The following is a 15,749-nucleotide window of genomic DNA, read 5'->3' as shown; positions in this document are numbered from 1 at the left end:
GGTGACTATCCGTTGCTTCGGGTGTTGCCGCTGGCGGTTTCGCTCTTACAGCGAGTCCCTTTGGCAAACGCCCCAAAGGAACCAAAGGTCTGCGCCCTGACGTTCGGCCCACTCGCTGGGGCTCGGGGTTCCTTCGCTCCGGGATCGATCCGGGGGCATCGTCTCCGGTTTGCTTCGCTGCACCTCCTCTCGATGTGTTCGACTTCGTCGAACGGTCGCTGCGCTCCCACCCCCCGGATCAATCCCTCCACTCAGCCTGCCGACGGGCTCCAAGATCAAAAGCAGGCGAGCTGACACTCGGCCTATTGAGTGGTGAAGAGCGTGTGTTGGACTTTAGTTTTGTAGTGGATTTGCCCCTCATTGGAACGCCGCCCGCCCAGCCCTCTCCCGAGGGAGAGGGAGCCGATTTGTGTGCTTTTCAAAACCTGAGTTCACCGCGGTATCGCACGTCGGCGTAGCTCTCCCAAACACCGCGATCAGTCCCCTCTCCCTCCGGGAGAGGGCTAGGGAGGGGCTTTTGATCTGTTTCAGAGTCTGAGTTCGACTTGGTATTTCACGTCGGCGTAGCTCTCCCAAACACCGCGATCAGTCCCCTCTCCCTCCGGGAGAGGGCTAGGGTGAGGGGCTTTTGATCTGTTTCAGAGTCTGAGTTCGACTTGGTATTTCACGTCGGCGTAGCTCTCCCAAACACCTCGGTCAGTCCCCTCTCCCTCCGGGAGAGGGCTAGGGTGAGGGGCTTTTGATCTGTTTCAGAATCTGAGTTCGGCTCGGTATCGCACGTCGGCGTAGCTCTCCCAAACACCTCGGTCAGTCCCCTCTCCCTCTGGGAGAGGGCTAGGGTGAGGGGCTTTTGATCTCAAGTCGGTTTCTGGTTTCGTCCGCGCAATGGCTGTAGGACGACTCGGTTTTTTGTGGTTTTGATGTTCTTGAACGCGACAACCTGCCTGCTGACCGTTAGTGTTCCAGCTCCCCGCACGTCGCTTTGAGAGGTCAATGGAATGACGAGTCGACTGACTCACCTGCTGCGCCTCGGCAGTTATTTCGGCGTGATGGCCTGGGTGCTCGCAGCACTGTTGTTCATCAATCGTCTGAGCAGCATGGTCAAGCTGTTCATGGCGCTGTATCTGCGTCAGGAGCTGGGCCTGGCGATCGAGACCGTTGGCTGGTTGCTGTCGGCGTATGGCGCGGGTTTGCTGATAGGTTCGATGCTCGGTGGCTGGCTCAGTGATCATGTGCGCACGGCGCGGCTGACGGCGGCGTTGTTCTTTGTTTCGGTGTGGGTGCTGTTGCTGCTGGGGCTGGTCACGCAGGTGCCGTTGCTGGCGGCATTGCTATTGCTCAGCGGAACCGTCGATGGCGCCATTCGCACCCTGCATCAGCGGCTGATCATGGAATATTGCGAAGTCGCTCAACGTTCGCGTGCGCAGGCCTTGAGCCGGGTGGCGCGCAACCTTGGCATGGCCGCCGCCGGTGTGGCGGGCGGGGTGTTGGCGCAGGCTGATTTTCGCTGGGTATTTTTCGGCAGTGCGGCAATGACCTTGCTGGCCTTGCTGTGGTTTGTCCGCACTACGTGGCGTCGACCGGTGCTGATCAATGAAGAACAGTCCACGGATGACGCGGGTTCCGGGGTGCCGTATCGCGACAAACCGTTCCTCTGGTTGCTGGCGGCGACGGCCGTGCTCGGCATCGCCTTCGACACGGTCTACAGCACGCTGGGCAACTATCTGCGTGATTACTATCAGTTGAGCACCGAGGCCATTGGTTGGCAGTTCGGGCTTAATGCGTTGTTGGTGATCGCGCTGCAGATTCCGCTGTCGCATTGGGGCGAGCGCTGGGGAATGCGTCGGCAAATGCTGCTCGGCAGTGTATTGCTGGCTTGCGGGTTGGGCATGCTGCCGTTCGGTTCCGGGCTGTTTTACGTCTGCCTGTCGACGCTGATCTGGACCTTGGGCGAGGCCTTTTTCATGCCGCCGCTGAATGTGCTGGCCATGCGTTTTGCTCAGGGCGGCAAAAGCGGTCAGTACTTTGGGCTGTTTTTCATGAGCTGGAGTGCCAGTGCGCTGTTGTCGCCGGTCCTCAGCGGTCAGTTGTATGGCAACTTCGGTGGCCACAGCGTGTGGCTGGCCAGCACTGTCCTGGTGCTGATGTCGATTCCCTTGACGTGGCAAGCGACCCGCCCGCTTAGCTGATCCAGCGATAGCTGTTATTCGAAACCGGTCTGTCTGTGAAGGGCATTTCTACGTGCTCGTTAGCGTCCTAACTGGTGAGCCCGGCTGATCGGAACTAGATTTCACACAGCGCCAGTCAGGCACGAATGTCTCACCTGAAAATGGATGGAGTCGGCTATGAAAAGCAGGTTGCTACGGGTTTTATTGCTGTTGAAAGTGATGGTCATGCTGTCCCTCGGTACCGCGACGGCCTGGGCCGAGTGCGAGGATCACGATTCTCAAGCGTTCAACGGACAGGTCGGGCACAGCGGCTTGATGCTGGCCAAGTCCGAGTCCGAGCCGGGCGATCAGGACCAGGGCGGCAGCAAGGACGATGATGACTCGACCACTGACGAGCCGGATACCGACGATGACGACGGCGACAGCCAAACGTAAATCACCGGCAAAAGAAAACCCCTTCTGCCTCGACTGATGCGCAATCGAGGCGGAAGGGGTTTGGTTAACACGTCACTCTGTTTGAAATGCGATCCCTGTGGGAGCGAGCTTGCTCGCGAAAGCGGTGTATCAGGCGACATCTATGTTGAATGATCCGGCGCCTTCGCGAGCAAGCTCGCTCCCACAGTTTTTTGTATCGCTCTCCAGATTTGCTTACGCCGCGCCGTCGAGGAACTGCTCGGCGTAGTGGCAAGCCACCTGCCGACTGTCGAGCTGGCGCAACAGCGGCTCTTCGGTGCTGCAGCGCTCTGTCGCGTACGGGCAGCGCTTGTGGAAAGCACAGCCAGACGGCGGGTTCAGCGGGTTCGGCAGTTCGCCGACGATCTTGATTTTCGGTTTGTTCGGGTCCGGGTGAATGGTCGGGGTCGCCGACAGCAGCGCCTGGGTGTAGGGGTGCAGCGGGCGTTCGTAGATGTCGTTTTTCGGGCCCAGTTCCACCGGGCGACCGAGGTACATCACCATCACGTCATCGGCCACGTGTTGCACCACCGCGAGGTTGTGCGAGATGAACACGTACGCGGTGTTGAACTCCTGCTGCAGATCCATGAACAGGTTGAGCACCTGCGCCTGAATCGACACGTCGAGCGCCGAAGTCGGTTCATCCGCCACCAGCACTTTCGGTTGCAGCATCATGGCCCGGGCCAGGGCGATACGCTGACGCTGACCGCCGGAGAACATGTGCGGATAGCGCTGGTAGTGCTCAGGGCGCAAACCGACCTGCTTCATCATCGCCTGGACCTTCTCGCGACGCTCGGCGGCGGAGAGGTTGGTGTTGATCAGCAGCGGCTCGCCGAGCTGGTCACCGACTTTCTGCCGTGGGTTCAACGACGCGTACGGGCTCTGAAACACCATCTGCACGTCTTTGCGCAGTTGCTTGCGCTGGGCCTTGTCGGCACCGGCGACTTCCTGGCCGGCGATTTTCAAGGATCCGGACGACGGATCTTCAATCAGCGTCAAAGCGCGGGCGAGGGTGGATTTGCCGCAGCCCGACTCGCCTACAACGGCGAGGGTCTTGCCGGCTTCCAGTTCGAACGACACGCCATTGAGTGCGCGCACGGTCGCGTGGCCCTTGAACAGGCCACGGGAGACTTCATAGTGACGGGTCAGGTCGCGGGCGGTAAGTACGACGGCCATTACGCCACCTCCTGGTTCAGCGGGAAGAAGCAGCGGGCGAGGCTGTGGGCTTTCGGATCAAGGCCTGGACGCTGCGCGCGGCAGCTGTCCTGCACGTACGGGCAGCGCGGCGACAGCAGGCAGCCCTGCGGACGGTCGTAACGGCCCGGGACGATGCCCGGCAGGGTCGACAGACGTGCGGCGCCGAGGCTGTGCTCGGGAATCGCCTTGAGCAGCGCTTCGCTGTACGGGTGCGCCGGGATGTCGAACAGTTGCGGCACCTGACCGACTTCAACGGCTTGGCCGGCGTACATCACGCAGACGCGCTGAGCGGTTTCTGCCACGACCGCGAGGTCATGGGTGATCAGCACCAGGCCCATGTTCTGTTCTTTCTGCAACGCCAGCAGTAGATCCATGATCTGTGCCTGAATCGTTACGTCCAGAGCAGTGGTCGGTTCGTCGGCGATCAGCAGTTTCGGCTCGCCGGCAATCGCCATGGCGATCGCAACACGCTGGCTCATACCGCCGGAGAGTTGGTGCGGGTAGGCGTCCATACGGCTGGCAGCGCCGGGGATTTCAACTTTTTCCAGCAGTTCGATCGCACGTTTGCGCGCTTGCTTGCCGGACATTTTCAGGTGCAGGCGCAGCACTTCTTCGATCTGGAAACCGACGGTGTAACTCGGGTTCAGCGCGGTCATCGGGTCCTGGAACACCATCGACAAGTCTTTGCCGACGATCTGCCGACGCTGACGGTTGCTCAGCTTGAGCATGTCTTTGCCGTCAAAGCTGAGCGAGTCGGCGGTGACAATGCCGGGGTGCTCGATCAGGCCCATCAACGCCATCATGGTCACGGATTTACCCGAACCCGACTCGCCGACGATGGCCAGTACTTCGCCTTTGTCGACTTTCAGGTCGAGGCCGTCGACCACCGGGGTCGCGGTCTTGTCGCCGAAGCGAACGTTGAGATTCTTGATTTCTAGCAGTGACATGGGAATCTCCTCAGGCGGCGTTCTTGAGTTTCGGGTCGAGCGCATCGCGCAGGCCGTCGCCCATCAAGTTGATTGCCAGCACGCTGAGCAAAATGGTCAAACCAGGCAGGCTCACCACCCACCAGGCGCGTTCGATGTAGTCGCGGGCCGAGGCCAGCATGGTGCCCCACTCAGGGGTTGGCGGTTGTACGCCAAGACCGAGGAAGCCCAACGCAGCGGCATCGAGAATCGCCGAGGAGAAGCTCAAGGTCGCTTGAACGATCAGCGGCGCCATGCAGTTCGGCAGCACGGTGATGAACATCAGACGTGGCAGGCCGGCACCGGCCAGGCGCGCGGCGGTCACGTAGTCGCGGTTCAGTTCGCCCATCACCGCGGCACGGGTCAGACGCACATAGGACGGCAGGGACACCACAGCAATGGCGATCACGGTGTTGATCAGGCCAGGGCCGAGGATGGCGACGATCGCCACTGCCAGCAGCAGCGACGGCAGGGCCAGCATGATGTCCATCAGACGCATGATGGTCGGGCCGATCATCTTCGGGAAGAAACCGGCGAACAGACCCAGCAGGATCCCCGGAATCAGCGACATCACCACCGACGACAAGCCGATCAGCAGCGACAGGCGCGAGCCCTGGATCAGACGCGACAACAGGTCACGACCCAGTTCATCGGTACCGAGCAGGAACTGCATCTGCCCGCCTTCGAGCCACGCCGGTGGCGTCAGCAGGAAGTCGCGGTATTGCTCGCTCGGGTTGTGCGGCGCGACCCACGGCGCGAACAGTGCGCAGAAGATCACCAGCAACATGAACAGCAGGCCGGCAACCGCACCTTTGTTCTTGGAGAAGGCTTGCCAGAATTCTTTGTACGGTGACGGGTACAGCAGGCTTTGATCCGCGTTGGCGGCGGTGGCTACTGAGGATGTTGGAGTGCTCATGGTTATTGACCTCAGCGCTGATGACGGATGCGTGGGTTGGCAAAGCCGTAGAGGATGTCCACTACGAAGTTGACCAGAATCACCAGGCAGGCGATTAACAGGATGCCGTTTTGCACAACCGGGTAGTCCCGGGCGCCGATGGCTTCGATCAGCCATTTACCGATGCCGGGCCAGGAGAAAATGGTTTCGGTCAGGACCGCACCGGCCAGCAGGGTGCCGACTTGCAGACCGACCACGGTGAGTACCGGAATCAGTGCGTTACGCAGGCCGTGGACGAATACCACGCGCGACGGCGACAGGCCTTTGGCCTTGGCGGTGCGGATGTAGTCTTCGCGCAGCACTTCGAGCATCGACGAGCGGGTCATCCGCGCGATCACCGCCAGCGGAATGGTGCCGAGCACGATGGCCGGCAGGATCAGGTGATGCAGGGCATCGAAGAACGCACCGACGTCATCGGCCAGCAGCGTGTCGATCAGCATGAAACCGGTGCGCGGCTCGATGTCGTAAAGCAGGTCGATGCGTCCGGAAACAGGGGTCCAGCCCAGGCTCACCGAGAAGAACATGATGAGGATCAGGCCCCACCAGAAGATCGGCATCGAATACCCCGCCAGGGAGATGCCCATCACCCCGTGGTCGAACAGGGATCCTCGCTTGAGTGCCGCAATTACCCCGGCCAGAAGCCCGAGAATGCCGGCGAACAACAGGGCGGCCATGGACAGTTCCAGGGTCGCCGGGAAGAGAGAGGTGAACTCGGTCCATACGCTTTCACGCGTACGCAGGGATTCGCCGAGATCGCCGTGGGCCAGTTTGCCGATGTAGTCCAGATACTGGGCGTACAGCGGCTTGTTCAGACCTAGGCGTTCCATTGCCTGAGCGTGCATTTCGGGGTCGACCCGACGTTCGCCCATCATCACTTCCACGGGGTCGCCCGGAATCATGCGAATCAACGCGAAAGTCAGCAAGGTGATGCCGAAAAACGTGGGGATCAACAACCCCAGTCGGCGGGCAATAAAACTAAACATCTTGTGTGGTACCTCATCAGCCGGTTAGGCGTGCCCGGCGTCCCTGGGGTCAGGGACGCCGGGAGTTTCTTATCTACTTCACCTGGGTGGTGGCGAAGTTATTAGTGGTGAGAGGGCTGATGTGATAGCCCTCTACGTTGTTGCGCATTGCGGTAAACATCCTGGTGTGGGCCATGCTGATCCATGGCTGGTCCTGATTAAACAGCACTTGCGCCTGTTCGTAGAGCTTTGCGCGTTCGGCCGGATCTACTTTAGCCCGTGCTTCATCCAGTAGCGTCTGGAATTTCTCGTTGCACCAGCGAGCGTAGTTCTCGCCATTTTTTGCTGCCTCGCAACTGAGCATAGGCGTCAGGAAATTATCCGGGTCGCCGTTGTCGCCCGCCCATCCGGCCGAAACCATGTCGTGCTCGCCAGCCTTGGCGCGCTTGAGCATTTCGCCCCATTCCATCACGCGGATGTCGATCTTGATCCCGACTTTCGCCAGGTCAGCCTGCATCATCTGTGCGCCGAGCATCGGGTTCGGGTTGGTCGGGCCGCCGCCGTTACGGGTAAACAGGGTAAACACGGTGCCTTCCGGAACCCCGGCTTCCTTGAGCAGGGCGCGGGCCTTGTCGAGGTCGCGTGGCGGGTTTTTCAGCTCGTGGTTGTAGCCCAGCAGCGTGTCCGGGTACGGGTTGACCGCGACGGTCGCATTGCCCGGGCCAAACAGTGCGTTGACGTAAGCCGCTTTGTCGAAAGCGATGTCGATCGCTTTACGCACGCGCACGTCGCTCATGTATTTGTGCTGGGTGTTCATGGCGATGTACGAAACGGTCATCGCGTTCAGCTCTTCGACCTTGAGCTTGTCGTCTTTCTTGATGCTCGGGATGTCATCCGGTTTCGGATACAGCGCGATCTGGCACTCGTTGGCCTTGAGCTTCTGCAGGCGCACGTTGTTGTCGGTGGCGATCGCCAGAATCAGTGCGTCGGCCGGCGGCTTGCCACGGAAATATTCCGGGTTGGCCTTGAAGCGTACCTGGGCGTCTTTGGCATAGCGCTGGAAGATGAACGGGCCGGTGCCGACCGGCTTGTTGTTCAGGTCGCCGGTCTTGTTGGCCTTGAGCAACTGATCAGCGTACTCGGCGGAGTAGATGGCGGTGAACGGCATCGCGACGTCGGCCAGGAATGGCGCTTCGCGGCGGGTCAGGGTGAACTTGACCGTTTGGTCGTCGACTTTTTCGACGCTTTTGAGCAGTTCTTTGAAGCCCATGCTTTCAAAGTACGGGAAGCCCACGCTCGACAGTTTGTGCCACGGGTGATTCGGGTCCAGCTGACGCTGGAAGCTCCAGACCACGTCGTCGGCGTTCATGTCGCGGGTCGGCTTGAAGTATTCGGTGGTGTGAAACTTGACGCCTTTACGCAGGTGGAACGTGTAGGTCAGGCCGTCTTCGCTGATTTCCCAGGTGTCTGCCAGGGCCGGAACGATTTCCGTGGTGCCAGGCTTGAAGTCCACCAGGCGGTTGAAGATGGTTTCGGCCACAGCATCCGCCGTGACTGCAGTTGTGTACTGAACCATATCGAAGCCTTCCGGACTGGCTTCGGTGCAGACCACCAAGGGTTTGGCCGAGACGCCGAGAGCGGCGCTCAACAACGCAGCCGCAACGGCCGCACGTAGGGGAAGCATTTTCATCGATAACCCTCTGCAATCGGTTGAAGACAAAAAACCGAACGGCCGACTCATCATGAGTCAGCCGTCGGTTGGCGTTTTTACAGAATGTTGAATGGAATCGTGGTCACGAGACGGAACTCGTTGATGTTGCCGTCAGCCTGGTGCTCGCTGGCGCGGTGGGTGGTGTACGTCGCGCGAATCGCGGTGGCCTTGAGCGGGCCGCTCTGCACGGCGTACGACGCACCGATGCCGTATTCGTAGTGGGTTTCGCCGTCCATCAGGCTCAGGTCGCCACGCTTGGCGCCCGGATCGGTGTAGGCGGTGCCACGGTAGTGAGTACCGTCGATGCCCCAGCCGCGCGCCTGGTAGATGTTGAACTTCAGACCGGGTACGCCGTATTCGGCCATGTTGATGCCGTAGGCGATCTGAAAGGACTTCTCGTTCGGGCCGTTGAAGTCCGACAGCAGGGAGTTGGCCAGGTAGATGCCGTTGGTTTCATGCAGGTAGTCGAAGTAAGTGTCGCCATTCACTTCCTGGTACGAGAAGGTCAGGCTGTGAGCCTGGTGCGCCAGACCCAGCGACAACGAGTAAGTATCGTTGTCGATCTCGCCCATCAGCTTTTTGCCTTCGTCGACGGTCTTGTAGTAGTTCAGACCGGTGGTCAGGCTCAGGACCTGGCTGTCACCCAGTTCGTGAGTGGCGCCGAAGTAGTACTGGTTCCAGAAGTCTTCGACGTTGGAGCCGTACAGGCTGGTTTTCAGACTTTTGAACGGCTGGTAGTTGACGCCAGCGATGTAAACCTTGTCGGTCTCAACGCCAGTGGCCGAGTACTCGGTGCGGAATTTCGACAGGCTCTGCTCGGTACGTGGCGAAACGCGGTCGAAGCCACCCAGGTCAAACGAAATGTTGTTGAGCTCTTCGCTGTGCAGGGTAATACCCTCAAAGCTCGAAGGCAGCGGACGGTTGCCGATGACGTCGACGATCGGCGTGCTGAAGTTCTGACGACCGGCAGTCAACGTGGTGTTGGAAACACGCAGCTTGACGTTGGCCAGACCCAGTTTGCTCCACTGGTCGACAGCGTCGCCATCGGAGTGCGCCAGGGTACGGTTGGAACCGCCGGCGATGTCCTTGCGGTCACGGTCCAGAACGATGGCGTTGTAAGCGGCGACTTCAGTGCTGACGCCAACGGTGCCTTGGGTGAAGCCCGAGGTGTAGTTGACGATGGTGCCTTGCACCCAGTTGATCCGACGCGGGGTCGCGGTCTTGACCACTGGCGAGGTGTTCTTGTCGCTGTTTTTCACGTAGCTGAAAGTGTCGTCACGACGCTTCAGTTCATTGGCGTACCAGTTACGGGTTGTGCCGCCCAGGCTTTGTCCATCGATAAAGCCTTTGGCCTCGCTTTGGGCGCTACTGCCGGCCAACGTGGTAGGGACGAACTCCTGACTTGCAGGTTCTGCGTACGCCGTGGCGGTGATGCTGCTGATGGCCAGGGCCAGTATCGCGGTGCTGCTCAGTTTCATGGGTGAAGCTCCTTTACTTTCTTTTTATGCCGGCTTTTTTTGGTATGCCGGTTATTGGTTTAGAACTCATTCACACATCGCAAACGTTTGCAAAATGCCGGATTGGCGAATTTCGGCAAAGCGCTTGCGTGAGGGGCTAGACAGCGCCCCCCAGCGTTGCGGCTAATCGTCTGGTTTAATCGATACCGACACCCGAGAACACGTTGCGACCGAACGGGCTGACTTTGAACCCTTCGATCCTCGCGCTTAACGGCTGGTTGACCGTCGAGTGGGCGACAGGCGTGATCGGCACCTGCTGTTTAAGTAATTGCTGAGCCTGTTTGTAGAGCACGGTGCGCTGGTCACGGTCGGTGACGACCTTGGCCTCTTTGATCAGCTTGTCGTAAGCCGGGTCGCACCACATCGAGTAGTTGTTGCCGCCGATGGCATCGCAGCTGTACAGCGTGCCGAGCCAGTTGTCCGGATCCCCGTTGTCACCGGTCCAGCCGATCAGGCTGATGTCGTGCTCGCCATTCTTGGTGCGCTTGATGTACTCGCCCCATTCGTAGCTGACGATCTTCACTTTCAGACCGATCTTGGCCCAGTCAGCCTGGAGCATTTCGGCCATCAGTTTGGCGTTGGGGTTGTACGGACGCTGCACCGGCATCGCCCACAGGGTGATCTCGGTGCCCTCTTTGACGCCGGCAGCCTTGAGCAACTCTTTGGCTTTTTCCGGGTTATAGGCGGCGTCCTTGATGCTGTCATCGTAGGACCACTGGGTCGGCGGCATGGCGTTGACGGCCAGTTGGCCGGCGCCTTGATAAACAGCGTTGAGAATCCCTTGTTTATTCACCGCCATGTCCAGCGCCTGACGCACTTCGAGCTGGTCGAAGGGCTTGTGGCGCACGTTGTAGGCGATATAGCCGAGGTTGAAACCCGGCTTGGAAATCAGTTGCAGTTTCGGGTCGGCCTTCAACGCTTCAACATCGGCCGGACGCGGGTGCAGGGTGATCTGGCATTCGCCAGCCTTGAGCTTCTGCACGCGTACCGAGGCGTCGGTGTTGATCGCGAAGATCAGGTTGTCGAGTTTGACCCGGCTCGGGTCCCAGTAATGTTTATTACCGGTGTAACGAATATTCGAGTCTTTCTGATAACTCTTGAACACGAACGGCCCGGTGCCGATCGGTTTCTGGTTGATGTCGCTCGGTTTGCCTTCGGCCAGCAATTTGTCGGCGTATTCGGCGGAGAGAATGGAGGCGAAGCTCATGGCGATGTTCTGAATGAACGCGGCGTCGACGCTGTTGAGCGTGAATTCCACGGTCAGCGGCCCGGTTTTCTCGACCTTGGCGATGTTCTTGTTCAGGCTCATCCCGTTGAAATACGGGAACTCGGTTGGATAAGCCTTACGGAAAGGTTGCTGTGCATCGAGCATGCGATTAAACGTGAACAGCACGTCGTCGGCGTTGAAATCGCGAGTTGGCTTGAAGTACGGCGTTGTATGAAATTTCACGCCTTCACGCAGGTGAAAGGTGTACTTGAGACCATCCTCGGAAATGTCCCACTTGGTGGCCAGACCGGGTACGACATTGGTCGCGCCTTTTTCGAACTCGACCAGACGGTTGTAGATCGGCTCGGCGGCGTCGTTATCGGTCGCTGTCGTGTACTGCGCGGTGTCAAAGCCCGCCGGGCTGCCTTCAGAGCAGAACACCAGACTTTTGCTGGCGGCGAAACTCGCGGACGAAGCGGCCAACAGGCCGGCGCCCAGCAATGCGGAAAAAATCAAGGTATGGCGCATGACGCTCCCTCTTTTTTAGTGTTGTTCGATGCGCCGTCGTCCCATCCTGGGACGTTTTGAGCGCATCGAGCTCAATCCAGTACGTACGGCAAACCGGTGGCCCACGCAGAAACTGGTCAGTACCCGACGGTAGGGGCCGCGGTCCTGGCAGTAAATGCGTAAATGCCTTAAAGCTCGTAGGAAAAGGCGACACGTCCTATACCCCCGCGGTAATCCGCAGTGGAATTGGCTGTAGGCAATTTCCTAACTTCCCGGCAGGTAAAACAACGGCGACGTTAAAAACGTCGCCGTTGCAGTGCCTTATTTGCTGACGCTGACGCCGTAGAAGGAGTTCAAGCCGAATGGGCTGATCTTGAAATCCTGCACGTTGGCGCGCATGGGTTGATACACCGTCGAGTGAGCGATAGGTGTCATCGGGACTGCATCTTTGAGGACGTGTTGTGCCTCTTTGTACAGTTCGGTGCGCTTACCTTGGTCGGTTGTGCGCTTGGCTTCTTTAACGAGGCCGTCGAACTTCTTGTCGCACCACTTGGAGAAGTTGTTGCCGCTGAGCGAGTCGCAGCCGAACAGCACGTTCAGCCAGTTGTCCGGATCACCATTGTCACCGCTCCAGCCAATGATCATGGCCTGGTTCTCGCCACCTTTGGAGCGCTTGATGTACTCGCCCCACTCGTAGCTGGTGATCTTCACTTTCAAGCCGATTTTGGCCCAGTCGGACTGGAGCATTTCAGCCATCAGTTTGGCGTTCGGGTTGTAAGGACGCTGCACCGGCATCGCCCACAGCACGATCTCGGTACCTTCCTTGACGCCGGCTTCCTTGAGCAGCTGTTTGGCTTTCTCAGGATCGTACTTGGCGTCCTTGATGGTGGTGTCGTAAGACCACTGGGTCGGCGGCATGGCATTGACGGCCAGTTGGCCTGCGCCCTGGTAAACCGAGTCGATGATCTGTGGCTTGTTCACGGCCATGTCCAGCGCCTGACGTACGCGCAGGTCTGCCAGTGGGTTGGCCTCGTTGCTGCCCTTGACCTTGTCCATCACGTTGTAGGCGATGTAACCCAGGTTGAAACCAGCCTGGTCAGGCATCTTGAGGGATTTGTCTTCTTTCAGCGCTTTCAGGTCGGCCGGACGCGGGAACAGGGTGACCTGGCACTCGTTCTTTTTCAGCTTCTGAATACGTACCGACGGGTCGGTGGTGATGGCGAAGATCAGGTTGTCGATCTTCACGTCTTCAGGCTTCCAGTAGTCCTTGTTCCCGGTGTAGCGGATGTTGGAGTCTTTCTGGTAGCTCTTGAACACGAACGGACCAGTGCCGATCGGCTTCTGGTTGATGTCGGCAGCTTTGCCTTCCTTGAGCAGTTGGGCAGCGTACTCGGCGGACTGTACCGAGGCGAAGCTCATGGCCATGTTCTGGATGAACGCAGCGTCGACTTCTTTCAGAGTGAACTTGACGGTGTGGTCGTCGACTTTATCGATCTTGGTGATGTTGGTGTCCATCCCCATGTCGGTGAAGTACGGGAATTCGGTCGGGTACGCCTTACGGAACGGGTCATCCTTGTTAATCATGCGATTGAAGGTGAACAGCACGTCGTCGGCGTTGAACTCACGAGTCGGCTTGAAATACGGGGTGGTATGGAACTTGACGCCTTCACGCAGGTGGAAGGTGTAAGTCAGGCCATCATCGGAAATGTCCCACTTGGTCGCCAGACCAGGAATCACGGCGGTACCGCCGCGCTCGAACTGGGTCAGACGGTTGAACATGGTTTCGGCTGAGGCGTCGAAGTCGGTTCCGGTGGTGTACTGGCCTGGATCGAAACCGGCCGGGCTGCCTTCGGAGCAGAACACCAGGTTAGTCGCAGCGGATGCGAAAGGTGCGGAGGCTAACAAGCCTGCGCCGACTAAAAACGGAATGACCGCGTGTTTAAGCATGTTGGCCTCATGATTTGTTGTCATTTTTTAGTTGTGAGGTACGACCTCGTGAGTCGTGCCTGCGGATACTTATGCAGGGGCCATACCCATTGCAAGATCCAGAGTGACTGCCGGCCTCAAAGCGTGGCACGAACGTACCTTAATGTCGCATCTGTATAACTTCTGACGCATTTGACCGTTTGCGGGTGGTTTTTACGGTGCAAATGGAGCCCCAAAACGGTGCATTGGTCACGTTGTGCGCGCCGCCTTGGGGCTCGGTGTTACTTATTTATACCCACACCATAGAAGGGGGTTAGACCGAACGGGCTGATCCGGAAGTCAGTGACTTCCTTGCGCAGCGGCTGGAACACCGTGGAGTTGGCGATCGGTGTGATCGGCACCTGCTGTTTAAGGATCAGTTGCGCCTGTTGATACAGTTTTACCCGTTGCTCTTTATCCGTGGATAACTTGGCCTGTTGCACCAGTTTGTCGTAAGCCGGATCGCACCATTTGGCGTAATTGCTGCCTTTTACCGCCGCGCAGCTGTAGAGCACGCCAAGCCAGTTATCCGGGTCACCGTTGTCACCTGTCCAACCATAGATCATGGCGTCGTGTTCGCCATTTTTGGCGCGTTTGATGTACTCGCCCCATTCGTAGCTGACGATGTTGGCCTTGATGCCGATCTTGTCCCAATCCTGCTGGATCATCTGCGCCGACATTCGCGCATTCGGGTTTGAAGCGCGTTGCACTGTCATCGCCCAAAGGTTGATGGTTGTACCCGGCGCAACCCCTGCTTCTTTCAGTAGCACCCGAGCTTTGACCGGGTCGTAGGGAGCGTCCTTGATATTCGGGTCATACGACCATTGCGCCGGCGGCAAAGCGTTTTGCGCCAACTGGCCGGCGCTTTGGTAGACGGCTTTGATGATCGCCGGTTTGTCGATGGCCATGTCCAGCGCCTGTCGAACCTTGAGCTGGTCGAGAGGGGCGTGGGTGGTGTTGTAGGCGAGGAAACCGAGGTTGAAACCGGCCTGCTTGAGCACGCGCAGGTTCGGGTCTTTTTCCATCACTTCGATGTCGGCCGGGCGCGGGTAGCCGCTGACCTGACATTCACCGGCCTTGAGCTTTTGCAGGCGCACGGCGGCGTCCGGGGTGATCGAAAAAATCAGGTTATCGATTTTGACGTCTTCGGGTTTCCAGTAGGCCGTGTTGGCGGCGTAGCGGATTTGTGAATCCTTCTGGTAGCGCTTGAACACGAACGGGCCGGTGCCGACGGGTTTCTGGTTGAGGTCGGCGGCTTTGCCTTCCTTCAACAGTTGCGCAGCGTATTCGGCCGATTGCACCGAGGCAAAGCTCATGGCGAGGTTTTGCACGAACGCGGCGTCGACGTTGTTGAGGTTGAAGCGCACGGTTTGCTCGTCGAGTTTTTCTACCGATTTGATCGTGGTGTTGAGGCCCATGTCGGTGAAGTACGGGGATTCGGCGGGGTAGGCCTTGCGGAAGGCGTTGTCCGGGTCGAGTAGACGCTGGAAGGTGAAGAGGACGTCGTCGGCGTTGAAGTCTCGCGTCGGGGTGAAATATTCCGTGGTGTGGAATTTTACGCCTTGGCGCAGGTGGAAGGTGTATTGCAGGCCATCCGGGGAGATGTCCCATTTTGTTGCCAGGCCGGGTTCGATGTCGGTGCCGCCGCGCTGGAATTGGGTGAGGCGGTTGAAGACGGTTTCGGCGGAGGCGTCGAAGTCGGTGCCGCTGGTGTATTGGCTGGGGTCGAAGCCGGCGGGGCTGGCTTCGGAGCAGTAGACCAGGGTGGTGGCGGCGTTTGCTAACGGGGCTATGGCTGTTAGGGCGAGGGAGATCAAGAGCGGTTTCAGGGTGGGTCTTGGCATGGAGTCCCCGGGGAAATTGGAGGTGGTGGTTTTTTGAGGGTAGCGGGGATTTGGGGAGTTTCGGAAATATCGTTTTTCCTGTGGGAGTGTCTATCTCGGTATATGTAGGGGCTTTTTTGGGTACATATCCGTTGCTGCGGTAACGGCTGCTTAGGGTTTCGCCCTGACGGCGACTCACTTTTTTTACAAACGCCTAAAAAAAGTAAGCAAAAAAACGCTTGCTCCTACGTGCGGCCCGCTCGCTGGGGCTCGGGGTTCCTTCGCTCCGGGATCGATCCGGGGGCATCGCCTCCGGTTT

The 15,749-nt window shown here is 58.8% G+C and carries 11 protein-coding genes; 2 read left to right on the top strand and 9 right to left on the bottom strand.

Going from position 1 to position 15,749, the window contains the following annotated elements; all coding sequences use genetic code 11:
- Positions 1 to 998 precede the first annotated feature (998 nt).
- Together A8O26_RS19580 and A8O26_RS19575 are read left to right on the top strand one after the other, a co-directional pair.
- A complete protein-coding gene (locus tag A8O26_RS19580) occupies positions 999 to 2,189 on the top strand; it encodes an MFS transporter (RefSeq protein WP_064119439.1) in 1,191 nt (396 codons plus the stop codon).
- 156 nt (positions 2,190 to 2,345) lie between these two features.
- Positions 2,346 to 2,603, top strand: coding sequence for a hypothetical protein (locus A8O26_RS19575; RefSeq protein ID WP_064119438.1), 258 nt, complete (start codon positions 2,346 to 2,348; stop codon positions 2,601 to 2,603).
- A gap of 213 nt (positions 2,604 to 2,816) precedes the next feature.
- On the opposite strand, the gene A8O26_RS19570 is transcribed toward A8O26_RS19575, so the two are convergent.
- The 9 genes from A8O26_RS19570 to A8O26_RS19530 all read right to left on the bottom strand — a co-directional run bounded on the left by A8O26_RS19570 (position 2,817) and on the right by A8O26_RS19530 (position 15,451).
- A complete protein-coding gene (locus tag A8O26_RS19570; protein WP_008085266.1) occupies positions 2,817 to 3,797 on the bottom strand; it encodes a peptide ABC transporter ATP-binding protein in 981 nt (326 codons plus the stop codon).
- On the bottom strand, positions 3,797 to 4,765 hold the full coding sequence (locus A8O26_RS19565; protein ID WP_008085268.1) for an ABC transporter ATP-binding protein: 969 nt from the start codon (positions 4,763 to 4,765) through the stop codon (positions 3,797 to 3,799). The genes A8O26_RS19570 and A8O26_RS19565 overlap by 1 nt, the downstream gene beginning before the upstream one ends.
- A 10-nt stretch (positions 4,766 to 4,775) precedes the next feature.
- Complete coding sequence (locus A8O26_RS19560; RefSeq protein ID WP_034154447.1) at positions 4,776 to 5,699, bottom strand: ABC transporter permease subunit; 924 nt, start codon at positions 5,697 to 5,699, stop codon at positions 4,776 to 4,778.
- Positions 5,700 to 5,710: 11 nt separating this feature from the next.
- Positions 5,711 to 6,721, bottom strand: a complete 1,011-nt coding sequence (locus A8O26_RS19555) for an ABC transporter permease subunit (protein WP_008085273.1) — start codon at positions 6,719 to 6,721, stop codon at positions 5,711 to 5,713.
- 73 nt (positions 6,722 to 6,794) lie between these two features.
- On the bottom strand, positions 6,795 to 8,390 hold the full coding sequence (locus A8O26_RS19550) for an ABC transporter substrate-binding protein (RefSeq protein WP_064119437.1): 1,596 nt from the start codon (positions 8,388 to 8,390) through the stop codon (positions 6,795 to 6,797).
- Between the two features lie 77 nt (positions 8,391 to 8,467).
- Positions 8,468 to 9,889 (bottom strand): OprD family porin, encoded by a 1,422-nt coding sequence (locus A8O26_RS19545; protein ID WP_064119436.1) that lies wholly within the window; start codon positions 9,887 to 9,889, stop codon positions 8,468 to 8,470.
- A 175-nt stretch (positions 9,890 to 10,064) separates the two neighbouring features.
- Positions 10,065 to 11,663 (bottom strand): ABC transporter substrate-binding protein, encoded by a 1,599-nt coding sequence (locus A8O26_RS19540; protein ID WP_064119435.1) that lies wholly within the window; start codon positions 11,661 to 11,663, stop codon positions 10,065 to 10,067.
- Between the two features lie 300 nt (positions 11,664 to 11,963).
- Positions 11,964 to 13,589, bottom strand: a complete 1,626-nt coding sequence (locus A8O26_RS19535; protein WP_038357509.1) for an ABC transporter substrate-binding protein — start codon at positions 13,587 to 13,589, stop codon at positions 11,964 to 11,966.
- 260 nt (positions 13,590 to 13,849) lie between these two features.
- Positions 13,850 to 15,451: an ABC transporter substrate-binding protein gene (locus A8O26_RS19530; protein WP_064119434.1), complete on the bottom strand. Its 1,602-nt coding sequence runs from the start codon at positions 15,449 to 15,451 to the stop codon at positions 13,850 to 13,852.
- Positions 15,452 to 15,749 lie beyond the last annotated feature (298 nt).

It is taken from the genome of Pseudomonas fluorescens (assembly GCF_001648775.1).
Classification (GTDB): Bacteria; Pseudomonadota; Gammaproteobacteria; order Pseudomonadales; family Pseudomonadaceae; genus Aquipseudomonas; species Aquipseudomonas fluorescens_M.
This window is presented reverse-complemented; position numbering and strand designations above follow the sequence as displayed.

Coding starts and splice junctions, on each gene's coding strand:
- A8O26_RS19580 (WP_064119439.1), top strand. CDS start 999: ATGACGAGTCGACTGACTCACCTGCTGCGCCTCGGCAGTTATTTCGGC.
- A8O26_RS19575 (WP_064119438.1), top strand. CDS start 2,346: ATGAAAAGCAGGTTGCTACGGGTTTTATTGCTGTTGAAAGTGATGGTC.
- A8O26_RS19570 (WP_008085266.1), bottom strand. CDS start 3,797: ATGGCCGTCGTACTTACCGCCCGCGACCTGACCCGTCACTATGAAGTC.
- A8O26_RS19565 (WP_008085268.1), bottom strand. CDS start 4,765: ATGTCACTGCTAGAAATCAAGAATCTCAACGTTCGCTTCGGCGACAAG.
- A8O26_RS19560 (WP_034154447.1), bottom strand. CDS start 5,699: ATGAGCACTCCAACATCCTCAGTAGCCACCGCCGCCAACGCGGATCAA.
- A8O26_RS19555 (WP_008085273.1), bottom strand. CDS start 6,721: ATGTTTAGTTTTATTGCCCGCCGACTGGGGTTGTTGATCCCCACGTTT.
- A8O26_RS19550 (WP_064119437.1), bottom strand. CDS start 8,390: ATGAAAATGCTTCCCCTACGTGCGGCCGTTGCGGCTGCGTTGTTGAGC.
- A8O26_RS19545 (WP_064119436.1), bottom strand. CDS start 9,889: ATGAAACTGAGCAGCACCGCGATACTGGCCCTGGCCATCAGCAGCATC.
- A8O26_RS19540 (WP_064119435.1), bottom strand. CDS start 11,663: ATGCGCCATACCTTGATTTTTTCCGCATTGCTGGGCGCCGGCCTGTTG.
- A8O26_RS19535 (WP_038357509.1), bottom strand. CDS start 13,589: ATGCTTAAACACGCGGTCATTCCGTTTTTAGTCGGCGCAGGCTTGTTA.
- A8O26_RS19530 (WP_064119434.1), bottom strand. CDS start 15,451: ATGCCAAGACCCACCCTGAAACCGCTCTTGATCTCCCTCGCCCTAACA.